Below are 14145 nucleotides of genomic sequence, written 5' to 3'. Positions count from 1 at the left end.
AAAATTACCCATAGACAGGTTGTATTTTCGAGCCGGGCTTACGCGTGTTATCGGCTGGCCTCCTGACTTATGATTTCGCTCACTCTTCAGCATGCCCAACGGCTCAGCGCCGCGCTGGTGCCGCTCTACGCTGCCCCCCGGCCGGAAGACTTGCTGGCCCAACTATCCGACGCGGTAAATGGGGTGATGGGCGCCGAGATGACCTGTTTCGACACGTTCGACGAGGCCGGGCGCATGCTGAACCTGGGCGGCAACGCGCCTTCGCTCTTCACGCCGGAGGCCCTGCGCTGGCTGGCCGAGCATGTGCACACGCACCCGCTGTTCGGGCCCGTGTTCCAGGCGCGGGTGCCCACGCCCGTCAAAATCACGGATTTTTGCGCCGACCGGCAGTTCACCCGGACCGATATTTTCAACGATTTCTACCGTCCCATCACTGTCACGCACCAGCTCATTGTGGGCTTTCAGGTGCCGGGGATGGGGTTTGCAACCTGCGCCCTGTCGCGCAGCCGCGCCGATTTCACCGAGACTGAGCGGGCTTTGCTGGCCTTCGTGCAGCCCCACCTGGTGGCCCTGCTCCAGCTCGCGCACGCGGAACCGGCCAGTCGCCCGGCGCTGGACGCGGCCCTGGGCCTGACCCGGCGCGAGGCCGACGTACTATACCAGCTCACGCTGGGCCGGGCCGACAAGGAAATTGCCCACCATTGCCGCATCAGCCCGCGCACGGTGCACCAGCATTTGCGCAGCATCTACGCCAAGCTGGGCGTTGATAACCGCACGGCGGCCTGCCTGCGGGCCGTGGCCGGGCACTGAACCTCGGCCCGCAGGCCCCTCAGAACTTGCCGGCGAGGCCGATTTTGAGGTAGGTCTGGTCGTAGCCCAGTTCGGCAAAGGCGCCGATGCCGGGTGTGAAATAGTAGCGCCCGCCCACGAACAAGCCCAAGGCCACATCGTTGGAGCTGGCCGCGCCTACATTATAAAACGAGTTGCCCTCGAATGAAACCCCGGCGTGCCGCAAACCCAGGCCCACGCCGCCGTAGGTATCGAGCTTGGGCAGCACCGGGTAATGAAAGGCGCCGCGCAGCATCACCACAATGTCGGTGAATTTCCATTTGTCGCCGCTGCCAAAGTTGTACGTGGCCCCCTGATAGCCCACAAATAAGCCTGCACCCAGCACGCCCGGCCCCAGGGGCAACAGGCCACGCTCATAAGACACACTCAGGGCGGGCGATACCGAGCTGGAGCCTCCAAAAAACGCCGTGCCGTAGCCGTAGCGGTTGCCGAACCCAATACCCACGTTCACCACGTTGTCGCCCACATCGAAGGGCTGCGTGTCGACCGTCGCGGATGCGGGCGGGGGTGGGGGCGGCGGAGCCGTGGCGGGCGCCGGCGCTGGGGCCGGAGCGGCGGCGCGAGCCGGCGGGGCTGGCTTGGGCGCTGGTTTTGGGGCGGGCCGAGTGCCTGGTTTTGCCGCAGGCTTTGGGGCGGGCTTGGCGGCAGGCTTGGCCACGGCTTTGCGCACAGGCTGGGACTGGGCCTGGGCGGCGGCCAGTGGCAGCACTGCCAAGCCAGCGGCAACGAACAAGGTCTGGTAAAATGTTGACATAGATAGATGGGAAATGAGGGAGTAAGAGAAATGAAAAAACGAGCGTGCAATCAGGCCCCAACCACGGCCAGGCGTATGCGGGCCGGGGCTGCATTGGCGGGGACCGGGCGTGGCAGCGGAGCCGGCGTGGCCGTGAATGCCCACCCCGTGACCCAGGCCGGGCTGACGGTGGAGGCGAGGAATACCAATTGCAGATGCGTAGTGTGAGTGTCCATGATATTGAACAAAAGGAAGTTGAGAGAGAGTGACGGTTTATAAGAACGGCTTGAAAGAACAGTGGCAATGATGAATGGTCAGGCCTGGGCTTCGCGTAGCAGGCCCCAGTTGGTAGGAGCATCGGCGGCGCGGCCAGTGGCACACTGGCCCGTGGCCCGGAAGCCCAGACGCTGAAAGAAAGCCAGTTGCGCGGGCTGCTGGGTATCGAGGTAGCAGGCCGAGTGGCCGGCCTGCATAGCGGCCAGCGTCACGCGAAGCAGGCTTCGGCCCAGGCCTTGGCCCCGGTTGGCGGGGTGCACGGCCAGGGCCAGCAGGTAGAAATGGCTGGAGCCCGCGAGGCTGTGGCGCCGCAGCCACGTGGTGGCCACCAAAAAGTGCCGCAACCGCTGGAACCCCGCCCAATTGAGGCGCCACAGCGCAGCCGGCAGCAGGCCCGTGCGCAGTAGGCGGCGCAGCGTGGCCGCCGAGTGCTCGGGACCAAGCCAGACGGCCAGCGCGTTGCCTTCGGCGTTGGTGTACACGCGGCCGTAGCGCAGGCCAAAGCGCAACAGTTGCTCCAGCAGCCACAGGCGTTGCTCGTCGGCCTTCGGCCCGCGGCAGCAATAGCTGAGCATGGGGTGGTCGGCGCAGGCCACCTCCAGAAAGGCGGCGGCCCAGCTCAAATCGGCAGGCTCCAGGCGGCGGGCAGGCAGGTTGGTGGTCATGAGCGGCAACGGGCGAGGGTGGCGCGGGCAGGCATCGGGCGGCGGTTCGGAGCTCCTGGCTAGTAGCACTATTGCCGGCCACAGGATGAGCTAGCGCCGCACCATTTCGATGATGCCAAAGCAACGGCCGCCTTCTCCTCGGCACATTCGTGGGCGTTGCCAATGCGTTGGCGCTGGTTGCGCGGCTTTCGTCAGCGTTGCAGATGCTTATGTATTTGTAGCACGGCCCTTGTTTATCAGCGCACAACCCGCCCAGCGCCCGCCGGCCGGGCCGGTTTGGGGAACTGAGCGGGTTGTATTTCTTCCCTATTATCAGCAGACGCGGCGGCGCTAGATTTCGCTCTTATCGACTTCGGCGTGGCGCACCGCCGCGCTGGGTGGGTAGCCAAACTGCCGCGAAAAGGCCGTGGAAAAAGCTGCCGGACTTCCAAATCCCACCTGGTACGACACCTCCGCCACCGTGCCCACCTGCGCCCGCAGCAGCGCCAGCGCCCGGTGCAGGCGCATGCCCCGGATGTACTCGCCCGGCGACTGCCCAGTGAGAGCCTTGAGCTTGCGGTGCACCTGGGTGCGGCTCATGCCAATGTCATTGCCCAGCTGGTCGACGCCGAAGTCCTCATCGGCCAGGTGCCGGAGCACGGCTTCGCTGGTGCGGCGCAGAAATTCCTGGTCGAGCGAAGGCCGGCCAGCCACGGCGGCCAGGTGGGCGGCCAACGGGTCGGCTTTGGCCAGCGGGGGTGCGATGACCTCCCTCCCACCCTCCGCAGCATTGGTGGCGGCCTGCTCGGCGGCGAAGCGAGCCTGCACCCGCCGGCGCAGGGCCAGCAGGTTGCGCACCTGGGCCAGCAGCTCGCGCGGGCTGAAGGGCTTGGCCAGAAAGCTGTCGGCGCCGGTTTCGAGGCCTTCCAGCTTGGCATCGGGGCTCGATTTGGCGGTGAGCAGCACCACTGGGATGTGGCTGGTGGCGGGGTCGGTTTTGAGCTGCTGGCAGGCCTGGTAGCCGTCCAGGCCGGGCATCATCACGTCGCTCAGCACCAAATCGGGCACTTCGGCCCGGGCCGTGGCCACGCCGGCCAGGCCGTCGGCCGCCAGCAGTAGGCGGTAGCCAGCCGGCGCCAGCGTAGCCCGGATAAACTCGCGCACCTCGTCGTTGTCCTCAATAATCAGCACGGTTTCGCGGTCCAGGTCAGGCGAAGGTGCGGCATCGGTTGTTTCGCCAGCTGCCGGCGTTGCCGGCGGAATGGCTTCGCTTTTGGCGGCAGCAAGCGGCGCCCCCCCTGCCGCGCCCACGCTGGCCACCGCCCGCAGGCCGCGCGGGATTTCCACCGTGAAAGTGGCGCCGACGCCGGGCGCGCTCGCCACGGTCACGGAGCCGCCGTGCAGGGCCGCCAGCTCACGCACGAGCGCCAGGCCGATGCCGGTGCCGGTGCGCTGCTGGTCGGCTTGATTATTGGCTTGGTAGAACCGGTCGAACAAATGCGGCAAATCCTCGGCGGCAATGCCGGGGCCGGTGTCGCGCACGGCCACGGCCACGCTGCCGGCCGGCGCAGCCATGGTGGCCAGCCGCTCCGTTACCGACACCGTGACACTCCCGCCCATAGGCGCGAACCGTAAAGCATTGGATAGCAAGTTAGTAATTATTTCCTCCAGCTTGCCAGCGTCAAATACCAGCGGCACAGGCCCGGCGGGGGTTTCGCAGTGCAGCGTAATCCGGCGGCTTTCGGCCAGGGACATGAACGAGGCCACCAGCTGGCGCACTTCGGCCGCGGCATCGCCGGAGGTGGGCAGCAGGCGCAGCGCCCCGGCTTCGAGCTTGCTCAGGTCGAGAAGTTGGTTGATGAGGGTGAGCAGGCGGCGGGCGTTGCGCAGCACCACGCCGCCCTGCTGCCGCACGGCGGGGTCGGCGGGGGCGGTGGCCAGCAGCTCGGCCGGGCCTAGAATGAGGGTGAGCGGCGTGCGCAGCTCGTGGCTGACGTTGGTGAAAAAATCGGTTTTTACCCGGTCCAGCTCTTTCAAATAGGTCAGGGCTTGGTGTTCGAGCTGGCGGTCAGCGCGGTCGCGCTCCCGGGCTTTAGTGTAGGCGCGCACGGCGTAAAGTAGCCAGCCAAAGCCACTCGCGTACAGCAGATAAGCCCACCACGTGCGCCACCACGGCGGCCGGATACTGAACGAGTAAGCCATGGGCCGGGGGCTCCACGCGCCCGATTCATTGGCGGCCCGTAGCTCGAAGCGGTAGCTACCGGGCGGCAGGTTGGTGTAGGTGGCCGAGCGGGCTACCAGCGGCCCGTTCCACCGGCTCTCGAACCCGGCCAGCCGGTACTGGTAGCGCACGCGGCCGGGGTTGGTGAGGCTGACGGCGCCGTAGTCGAAGGTGAGGTGGTTGAGTTGGTGCGGCAGCACGGCCCCGGGCCGCAGGGCCGTGTCGCGCATGAACATGCGCAGGCCCGTCAGGTGCGGATGGGGCGGCACGCGGTTGGGCCGGACACCGGTGGGCAGGTAGCGCATCAGGCCCGCCACGGTGCCGGCCCAGAGGGTGCCATTCGGCTCGGCCAGTACGGCATTAATGCCGGTTTCTTGGCCAATAAAGCCTTCTTCGTACCCAAAAAACTCCTGCTGTCCGTTGGTGGGTTGGTAGCGCACCAGGCCGCGGGTGGTACCCAGCCACACGGCCCCCGCCGCATCGCACTGCACAAAATACGGGTTATTGATGTGCACGCCCGGCGCATCGCGCAGCGGCACCGGGCGCAGGCCAGCGGCCGGCTGGGCGGGGTCGTAGGTGAAAATACCTTCGCCAAAACTGCTCAGCCACAGCCGGCCACGCCCGTCTTCGCTCATCGAAAAAATGGACAACGGCTCGGCCGAAGTCGGGCGCGGAGCCACGGCCTTGAAACGCAAGCCCGGGGCCGCGCCGGCGCGGGTTGGCGCCACTTCTTCGGCCCGCACCAGCCCGGCGCCCTCGGTGCCCAGCCAGATGGTGCCCGCGCGGCTGCGCAGCAGCTTCATCACGCGCCGGGCGCCGGCCAGGGCGGGCCCCACGTACTGCTCGAAGCGGGCCGTGGCGGGGTCGTACACCACCAAGCCATTGGTTTCGGTGGCCAGCCAGATGCGGCCGTACCGGTCTTCCAGCATATTGGCCACCGTGGTTTCGGCCAAGGGCGGAATTTCAGTACTGAGCAGGCGCCAGCGTTTTCGGCCCGCCTCCCACACCCCCGAGCCGCCCTGCGTGGTGCCCACCCACACGTCGCCGTTGGGGCGGGGCAGCACGGCCCGAACCACGTTGTAGGTATCGGGCTCACGTCGGGGCAGTGCCAGGCAGCGCGCCGCGGCCGTGGGCGCGCCGGGCCGCAGCAAGGCCAGGCCATTGTTGGTGCCCACCCAGTAGGCCCCGGCCTCGCCGATGGCGGGCGCCAGCGCATACACTTTGGTGCCGGGCAGCCCATCGGCGGCATCAAAGAGCACGAACCGGCTATCGGGCAGGTACTGCGTGAGGCCGTTGGCCGAAGTGGCCCACAGGTTGCCCTCGCGGTCGAGCAGCAAGTCGCCACGGCGGTAGCTGTGCGTCACGAGGCCGGTGCCGGGCAGGCAGCGCGCCAGGGAGGCCGTGGCGGTGGGCAGATAGCATAGGCCTTTGCCGGTGAGCACCCACACCCGGCCCGCGGGGCCCACCTCGGCGGTGGCCCGCAGCACGCGGTCGGAGCACAGGCCTTGCGCGGTGGTGTATTGCCGGGCCTGGTAGCGTCCCGCAGCAGTGGGGTCGAGTACGAACAGGCCGGCGGTGGGCGTGCTGCACCACAGGCGGCCATCGGGGGCGGCGCTCAGGCCCAGCACGGCGCCGGTGCGCAGTTCGGCGGGCAGGCCGGCGGGGAGGGGACGCGGCCGGCCGGTGGCTTCGTCCAGCAGGCGCAGGCCGGCATCAGAACCCACCCACAGGCCACCCGCCGGGCCGGGGGCCAGGGCATTCACCGCCATGGGAAGCGCCTCGTGGGCGGCGGGCGCCTGCACGGGCAGCACCGTGGGCGCGGCCAGGCTGTCGCCGGAGGCAGAAGCCTGAGGCCAGCGCAGGCAGTAGAGGGCCCCGCCGGCCGTGCCCACCCACAGGCGCCGCTGCACCCCGCGGCCCTGCGGCAGCAGGGTGAGCACCTGGGCGAAACGCTCGGTCGAGCGCGGCGTGATGCGGCGCGCCCGGCCGGTGGCGGGGTCAAAATAGCACAGCGAGCCGTCGCGCAAGCCCAGCCACATGCCCGCTTGCGGCCCGGCCGCGGCGGCCAGGGTGGTGACGCGGGTGTTGGGCAGGCCCGAACTGGTGGTGAGGGAATGAAAGGCGTGGCCGTCGTACCAGGCCGCGCCCACTTCCGACACCACCCAGAGCCGGCCCTGGCCGTCCTGGGCCAGGTCACTCACGCTGGTTTCGGGCAGGCCCTGGCTCAGGCCGAAGCTGCGGTAGGGCAGCGTTTGGGCTTGGGCCCGGGGCAGCCCGGGGCCGAACAATAACAGACCAACCCAAATTATGCAAAGCAGCCCGCGCCACCTTTGGCCAACGACCGGAGTCCTTAATCGTCTGTTAAACATAGCGGACCAGGTTTCAACCAGTGAATAATTGCCTGCAGCGCACCCGGCCTGCCCCGGCGCCGGAACTTTTAAAGCTACGCAATATCTGCCCAGCGCAGTATCTTAGTCTTTGCGACGGGGCACCATTTTTCTCGCCGAAGGCGTTGGGCATGTCGTACCTTTGAGCCCGCTTGTCCAAAAACCAGCCCTCCATCCCTCTCTATTCCCTATTCCGTGGCCGAAATATCCTGTTCCTTTTGCAATAAGAGCAAGCGCGAAGTCGCCGTCATGATTTCGGGCATCAACGCCCACATCTGCGAGAAGTGCGTGGGCCAGGCTCAGCACATTCTCGACGAAGAAGCCAAAGCCCAGGATGCCAGCAAGCAGCCGAAATTCAACCTCATCAAGCCCAAAGCCATCAAGGAGCACCTCGACCAGTACGTGGTGGGCCAGGACGAAGCCAAGCGCGTGATGTCGGTGGCAGTGTACAACCACTACAAGCGCCTGATGCAGAAGCCCTCGGAGGATGAGGTGCAGATTGAGAAGTCGAACATCATCATGGTGGGCGAAACCGGCACCGGCAAGACCTTCCTGGCACGCATGCTGGCCAAAATCCTGCAAGTGCCCTTCTGCATTGCCGATGCCACGGTGCTGACCGAGGCCGGCTACGTGGGCGAAGACGTGGAAAGCATCCTCACCCGCTTGCTGCAAGCCGCTGACTATAACCTCGAATCCGCCGAGCGCGGCATCGTGTACATCGACGAAATTGACAAGATTGCCCGCAAGAGCGACAACCCCAGCATCACGCGCGACGTGAGCGGCGAGGGCGTGCAGCAGGCCTTACTCAAGCTGCTCGAAGGCACCAACATCAACGTGCCGCCCCAGGGCGGGCGCAAGCACCCCGAGCAGAAGATGATTTCGGTGAACACCGAGAACATCCTCTTCATTTGCGGCGGCGCCTTCTCGGGCCTCGACCGCATCATCAAGAGCCGCCTGAACACCAAGCCGATGGGCTTCGCCAAAACCAACCTTGATGAGCAGGTGGACACCCAGAATTTCCTGCGCTACGTGTCGGCCCAGGACATCAAAAGTTTCGGCCTGATTCCCGAGCTCATCGGCCGCCTGCCGGTGCTCACCCACCTCAACCCGCTGGACCGCACCACGCTGCGCATGATTCTGACCGAACCTAAGAACTCGCTCGTGCGCCAGTACAAGCGCCTGTTCGGCATGGAAAACATTGCGCTCGACTTCACCGAGGACGCCCTGGAATACATCGTGGAAAAAGCCGACGAGTACCGCCTCGGCGCGCGCGGCCTGCGCTCCATCTGCGAGAGCATCATGACCGATGCCATGTTCGAAATGCCCTCCGAGGCAGACGCCGACAAGCTGCTCATCAACCTGAGCTACTGCCGCAGCAAGTTCGAGAAATCGCCGCTGCGCCACATGCGCGCGGCGTAAGGTCGGTTAAGAGTTGAAGGTTAAGAGGCCTGTCTGGATTACCAGACAGGCCTTTTTGTACCATGTCTGTGGGGCCGCCGCTACCTTCGTCATTCACTTTTTGGCTGGCCGCTTCTTTCCATGTCCTCCTTTGTCTGGCTTCAGCGGTTGCTGCTGGTTATGAGCACAGTAGTTGCCGCGTGCCAGCATAAGCCTGAGAAACCGCTGCGACTAAGCATCGTGGGCGACGTGCTGCTGGACCGCGGTGTGCCCGCCGCCTTGGCCCGCGACAGCACCGTCCTGGCCCAGCGCACCCGTAGCTGGTGGGCCGGCAGCCGCTACGTCATCGGCAACCTGGAATGCCCGCTGACGACGCACGAGCAGCCAGCCGCCAAGCAATTTACGTTTCGGGGGGTGCCGCGGTGGACCGGCTGGCTGCGCCGGCTGGGCCTGACCCACGTTTCGCTGGCCAACAACCACACCCTCGACCAGCACCTGCCGGGGCTGCGCGCCACCGCCCGGGCGGCGCGTATGGCCCGGCTGGGCCCGCTGGGCTACCAGCCCGATTCAACTACCGGCTGCCTCCCCACCCTGCTGGGCCCGGACAGCAGCGTGGCCGTGCTGGCGTATTCCGGGTTTCGGGTGGGGGTGCCGGGCGAGGGTTGCGTGTGCGGGCGCGATTTCGCGGCGCTGTGCGAGCGGCTGGCCGCCTACAAAACTCTGTTTCCGCAACGGGCGGTGCTGGTGTACCTGCACTGGGGCACCGAGTACGCCGGCCGCCCCACCGAGCAGCAGCGGCAACAGGCCCGCACCCTCGTCGACTGCGGGGCGGCGGCCGTGGTGGGCGCCCACCCGCACGTGGTGCAAACCGTGGAATACTACCGCGGCCGGCCCATTCTCTACAGCCTCGGCAATTTCCTGTTCGACCAGCGCGGCGCAGCCACCAGCCTCGCGGTGCAGGCCGATTTTGACCTGCGCGCCGGGCGCGTGGCCGCCACCTATCTGCGGCCGTTGCAGCTGGTGGGGGCCGTGCCCCGCGCCGCCACGGTCCGGGCGCAGGCGGCCCTGGCGGCCCGCATCCGGCGCTACTCGCCCGATGTGCGGCTGCTGCCGGTGTCGGCGGGCGGCTGGCAGCTGCAACCCACCGGCCCGGGCGCGGCCCCCGATTCGGTGCCGGGCTTTTTTAGCCGGCAAGCAGCCATCACGGGGCCGGCCGGGCCCGCCACGGCCCGGCTGCGCCGACTGGCCCACGCCCGCCAAACCCAGATTTGGCTGCCCACCCGCAACGGCGGCGCTTCCGTGGTCGATTTTCGGTTTCCGATTTATGCCTTTGGCGCGGGCGACGTAGACAACGACGGCTACCTCGACTTGCTCATCGGACCCATCAAGCCTACCCGGTTCGACAACGTCCGGCACCGGCGGCTGTTTGTGTACGCGCTCGACTCGGCGGGGCGGCTGCAGCCGCGCTGGCGCGGCTCGCGGCTGACGTACCGCCTGCTCTACTTCCGAACGGAGCGGGCGCCGGGCGGCCGGACCGATGTTCGCACTCTGGAGCAGGCGCCCGACGGCCGCTACTGCGTCGGGCGCTATCATTGGCAGGGCTTTGGGCTGGCGCTCGATGGCCTTGGGGCCCGGCGGCAGTCGCTGGACGCGGCTTACCAAGCTTTCTTTTTATAAACCTTACTCTTTCCTATCTGCATGAACCGCAAGCTTTTACTCTCTGTTATCGGCCTGGCCGTTTTGCTGGCGCTGGCCGCGGGCTACCTGCTCTGGGAGCGCCACACGGCGGCGGCTCCGGCGGCGGGGCCGGTAGCGCCCGTCGGCAGTGCCCTGCACGACAACGGCTTTGGCGAACAGGTGCCCGTGGTGCTCACCGAAGACAAGAGCGCGCTGGCCAAAGTGTACGCCCGGCCCTACATCAGAGAGTATTTCGAGCCCGCGCCCGAGTACGCTTCTGAGAGCCCTGCGAAGCGCAAGCCGCTGCCGGCTTTCGACTACGCCCAGAGCCTGGCCGGCAAGTCCTACCTCGACCTGGTGCTGCTGCGCAATACGCTCTACGCCCGCAACGGCTACTGCTTTATGAATGCCACGTTGCGGCGCTATTTCGATAAAACCAACTGGTACAAGCCGGTGTGGAGCGAGGAAATGGACTCGACCGGCAAAGAGCTGCCCAAGGAAATGCTCCCCGTGCCGCTCAACCGGCAGGAAGCCGCCTTCGAGCAGAAAGTGAAGGCCCTCGAAGCCAAGCTGTTGGTCGGCCGCGTGGCCCCGCAGGGCGGCTACCCCATGATTGGCCCCGATTTCATCACCAACCAGCGCGAGTTCATGCTGCCGCCGGCCCTGCGCACGGTGCTGGCCCGCCACAACTTCGCCCTGGTGCCCACTAAGGAGGAGCAGCTTTTCTATCTGTACGACAAGGGCGAATACGCCTTCACGCCAGCCTTCGTCACCACCGATTTGTTTTTGCAGCTGCTGCACAAGTACCTGAACAGCATTCTGGAAGATGTGGAAGAGCAACGGCTGCTGCCCGTGGTGGCCACCATGCTGCGTCAGGGCAATGCCCAGGCCCGCACCCTGGCCGCCCAGGCCCGGCAGCCCGACGCCCGCGACGCCGCCGAGTGGGCCGCCGCCTACTACGCCGTGGGCCAGAGCCTGCTCACCGGGCAGTCGGGCCAAGTGCCGCCAACCTACGCCGCCGACGCCCTGCTGGAAATTGCCAACGCCACCCAGGCCGATGGCAAGGGTTCGCTGCTGCTCAAAGACTCGCTCTACCAGTACCAGGCGCTGAAGCCGCGCGGCATCTACACCCGCAACGACACCACGAAGCGCTATTTCCGCACAGTGAAGTGGCTGAACACGGCCCCGGTTTTCCTGGACACCGACGCGGGCCTGCTGCGGGCCGTGGCGCTGGCCAAAGCTCTGGCCGGCAACCCGGCCGCCACGCAGGGTTTCCAGACTTTTACCCATGTGCTCGACGTGCTAGTGGGCGACGAGGACAACCGCTCGCTCACCCACCTACTCAGGCTGCTGGCTCGCCCCGAATACGCCGGCAAAACGCTGGACGAGCTGGCCGCCCCCGCCGTGCTGGCCCGTCTGCGCTCGGCCCTGGTGGCCGTCGGCACCGACCGCGTGCACGCCAAAGGCATCACGGCCCACGCCCAGGAGGCCCTCGACCGGCCCTTTCTGCAGTTCACGGCCGGCCGCTACACCTTCGATGCGGAAATTCTCTCGCGCCTGACCGAGGTGCGCAACGGCAAGCGCAAGTTCCCCAAGGGGCTCGATGTGTTTGCCACCTTCGGCACCCGGGCCGCCCAGGATGTGCTGCTGAACCACTACCGCGAAGCCGCGCAGTGGCCCGCTTTCCCCGATACACTGAAGCGGCTGCAGCAGCAGTTCGGCGCCGCCCCGGCCTGGGACCGCAACCTCTACACCAAAACCCTGCAAACCTTGCTCAGTCTCAACAAGCCCGCACCGCCGGCCCCGGGCACGCCGCTGTTTGCGGCCACGCCGGCCTGGCAAAAGCGCAACCTGAGCACGGCCCTCGGCGGCTGGGCCGAGCTGAAGCACGACCTGCTGCTGTACTCCGAGCAGCCGCAGGCGGCCGAAATGGGCGGTGGCGGCGAGGGCGGCCCGCCCCCGCCCATCATCCTGGCCTACGTGGAGCCCAACCTGCCGTTCTGGGACGCGGCCCTGAGCTTGCTGGCTTTTCAGGAGCAGTCCCTCACCCGCCTGAAGGCCAACACCCCGCACCTGAGCGGCCTGAACAAGGAGCTGCGCGATAAAATCAGCACCATGCGCCGTATTACCCAGCAGGAGCTGCGTCGCGAAAAGGTGAGCGAAAGCGACATGGTGGACCTGTCGCAAATCGGTGGCTGGGCCGAGTTCCTGACCTTCGACATCCTCAAAACCGACCACCTGCCCGAGCGGGAACGCCACCTGGGCGTGACCGCCGACGTGTACGCCTACAACAGCCTGGTGCTGGAGGAAGCAGTGGGCGCCGTGGATGCCCTCTACACCGTGGTCGAAATCAACGGCACCACGGTGGTGGCCGTGGGCCCGGTGTTCAGCTACTACGAATTCCAAAACGCCGGCCCCCTCAACGACGAAGAGTGGCAGGCCAAGCTGAAAACCGCGCCGCCGGCCCGGCCTAGCTGGCTGCGCGAGCTCATCGTACCCATTCCCAAAGTCAACACCAAAGAGGTCGACGGCCTGTATTAGGCTTTGCGAGAGCGAGGCCGATGCCCGCCGCTAAACACAAAAAAGGCCCGCCAAACCGGCGGGCCTTTTTTATATCCGAAGCCCAAAGGCCTCAATTAATACCCCAACTTACTCCACTACCACGCGCTGGATGCTGGGCGCACGGCCCGGCGTCTGCACGCTCAGCAGGTAGGTGCCAGCGGCCAGACCGGCCATCGGCAACTCAGTGCCGCTGCCGCCGAAGCTGCGGGTGCTCACAACCTGGCCCAGCACATTGTAAAGGGTCAGGGATGCCGAAGCCGCGGGCACAGCCAGCGTTACGTGCAGGGCACCTTTGCCGGCCACGGGGTTGGGCCACACGCTGAACTCGCTCCGGGCGGCGTTGGCGGTGGACGAAATCAGCGTCACGGTGAAGGAGCTACCGGCGCTGGCACCGGCAGGCGACGTCAACACCACGTTGCCGGTGGTGGCACCGGTGGGCACCGTAAAGGTGATGGTTGTACCGTTCACCACCGTGAAGGTGGTGACAGTCACGCCGTTGAGCGTCACACCCGTTACACCGGCCAAGCCAGTACCCGTCAGGGTCACGATAGTACCAACCGGGCCGCTGGCCGGGCTCATCGACGTAATGGTGGCGGGCAGCACCGTGAACAGGACGCCGTTGCTGGCGCCGCCGGCCGTGGTCACCACCACGTTGCCCGTGGCAGCGTTGGTGGGCACGGTGAAGGTGATGGTCGTGGCATTCACCACGTTGATATTGGTCACGTTCTGGCCGTTAAGCGTAACCGCCGTGGCGCCCGTGAAGTCGGTGCCCGTCAGGGTCACCGTGGTGCCTACCTGGCCGGAAACCGGGCTCAGGCTGGTGATGACCGGAGCCGGCGGCACGCAGTTCACGTTCAGGGCAAACGTGCCGTTGGCCGTGCCGTAGCCGCTTACCATGATGTAGTAAGTGGTGCCAAGGGTCGAGTTGAACGTGACGCCTGACGCATACTGGCGGGCGGCGCAGGTAATGTCGTCGTTGGCAGCCACGCAGATGAAGGCCCCACAGCCGCCGCGGTACACGAAGAGCTTGGTGTCGAAGCTGGTAGCGGCAGCGCAGGTAGATACCGTGATGGCACGGCCCGTGCCCACAACGCTGTAGAACACCCCACCGCCGTCGATGGTGATGGTGGAGCAGGTGCCCGTGGGGTCGCCGGCCGTGGTAGCGCCCACCGTCGTGCCGTTCACGGTCTGGCCGCAAGTCAGGGCAATGGCGTCGGTGCACAGGTCATTTATCAGCACGGGAATCGTGAAGACAGTCGTCGAAGTGCCGGTACCGCCCGCGGTGGTCACGCCAATCAGGCCGGTGGTGGCGCCCGTGGGCACCGTCACCGTAATCTGGGTGGCCGAGTTGACGGTGAACGTCGGGGCCACCGTGCCGTTGAACGTCACCTGCGTGGC

General features: G+C 66.5%; 9 protein-coding genes. 4 read left to right on the top strand and 5 right to left on the bottom strand.

From position 1 onward, the window contains the following. Positions 1-69 precede the first annotated feature (69 nt). Positions 70-810 (top strand): helix-turn-helix transcriptional regulator, encoded by a 741-nt coding sequence (locus tag Q5H92_RS26255; RefSeq protein ID WP_305014549.1) that lies wholly within the window; start codon positions 70-72, stop codon positions 808-810. Positions 811-829: 19 nt separating this feature from the next. Here the strand turns inward: Q5H92_RS26255 and Q5H92_RS26250 are convergent, their stop codons facing one another. From Q5H92_RS26250 to Q5H92_RS26235, 4 genes are all read right to left on the bottom strand, one after another. Then, positions 830-1603 carry a hypothetical protein gene (locus tag Q5H92_RS26250; RefSeq protein ID WP_305014548.1) on the bottom strand — a complete coding sequence of 258 codons (774 nt, stop codon included), beginning with the start codon at positions 1601-1603 and terminating at the stop codon, positions 830-832. Positions 1604-1653: 50 nt separating this feature from the next. Further along, a complete protein-coding gene (locus tag Q5H92_RS26245) occupies positions 1654-1818 on the bottom strand; it encodes a hypothetical protein (RefSeq protein WP_305014547.1) in 165 nt (54 codons plus the stop codon). 78 nt (positions 1819-1896) lie between these two features. Beyond that, a complete protein-coding gene (locus tag Q5H92_RS26240; protein WP_305014546.1) occupies positions 1897-2523 on the bottom strand; it encodes a GNAT family N-acetyltransferase in 627 nt (208 codons plus the stop codon). A gap of 330 nt (positions 2524-2853) precedes the next feature. Then, the gene (locus tag Q5H92_RS26235) at positions 2854-7011 is read right to left on the bottom strand and encodes a hybrid sensor histidine kinase/response regulator transcription factor (protein ID WP_305014545.1); all 4158 of its coding nucleotides are present in this window, start codon (positions 7009-7011) and stop codon (positions 2854-2856) included. 294 nt (positions 7012-7305) lie between these two features. Here Q5H92_RS26235 and clpX point away from each other — a divergent pair, with 294 nt between their 5' ends. From clpX to Q5H92_RS26220, 3 genes are all read left to right on the top strand, one after another. Next, positions 7306-8529: an ATP-dependent Clp protease ATP-binding subunit ClpX gene (gene clpX, locus Q5H92_RS26230; RefSeq protein WP_305014544.1), complete on the top strand. Its 1224-nt coding sequence runs from the start codon at positions 7306-7308 to the stop codon at positions 8527-8529. Positions 8530-8688: 159 nt separating this feature from the next. Further along, a complete protein-coding gene (locus Q5H92_RS26225; RefSeq protein ID WP_305014543.1) occupies positions 8689-10185 on the top strand; it encodes a CapA family protein in 1497 nt (498 codons plus the stop codon). A gap of 21 nt (positions 10186-10206) precedes the next feature. Next, entirely contained in the window at positions 10207-12726 is a 2520-nt protein-coding gene (locus Q5H92_RS26220; protein WP_305014542.1) for a DUF3160 domain-containing protein, read from the top strand. A gap of 108 nt (positions 12727-12834) precedes the next feature. On the opposite strand, the gene Q5H92_RS26215 is transcribed toward Q5H92_RS26220, so the two are convergent. Beyond that, positions 12835-14145: T9SS type A sorting domain-containing protein (locus tag Q5H92_RS26215; RefSeq protein WP_305014541.1), on the bottom strand; the 1311-nt coding region annotated here is incomplete at its 5' end.

Origin of the sequence: Hymenobacter mellowenesis (assembly GCF_030581005.1) — a bacterium.
Lineage (GTDB): Bacteria > Bacteroidota > Bacteroidia > Cytophagales > Hymenobacteraceae > Hymenobacter > Hymenobacter mellowenesis.
Note: the sequence above shows the minus strand (reverse complement) of the source record. Positions and strands in the feature narration are given on the sequence as shown.

What these genes read in the sequence shown, in the direction of transcription:
- Q5H92_RS26240 (WP_305014546.1), bottom strand. Translation starts at nt 2,523, where the DNA reads ATGACCACCAACCTGCCTGCCCGCCGCCTGGAGCCTGCCGATTTGAGC.
- Q5H92_RS26250 (WP_305014548.1), bottom strand. Translation starts at nt 1,603, where the DNA reads ATGTCAACATTTTACCAGACCTTGTTCGTTGCCGCTGGCTTGGCAGTG.
- Q5H92_RS26220 (WP_305014542.1), top strand. Translation starts at nt 10,207, where the DNA reads ATGAACCGCAAGCTTTTACTCTCTGTTATCGGCCTGGCCGTTTTGCTG.
- Q5H92_RS26225 (WP_305014543.1), top strand. Translation starts at nt 8,689, where the DNA reads ATGAGCACAGTAGTTGCCGCGTGCCAGCATAAGCCTGAGAAACCGCTG.
- Q5H92_RS26245 (WP_305014547.1), bottom strand. Translation starts at nt 1,818, where the DNA reads ATGGACACTCACACTACGCATCTGCAATTGGTATTCCTCGCCTCCACC.
- Q5H92_RS26255 (WP_305014549.1), top strand. Translation starts at nt 70, where the DNA reads ATGATTTCGCTCACTCTTCAGCATGCCCAACGGCTCAGCGCCGCGCTG.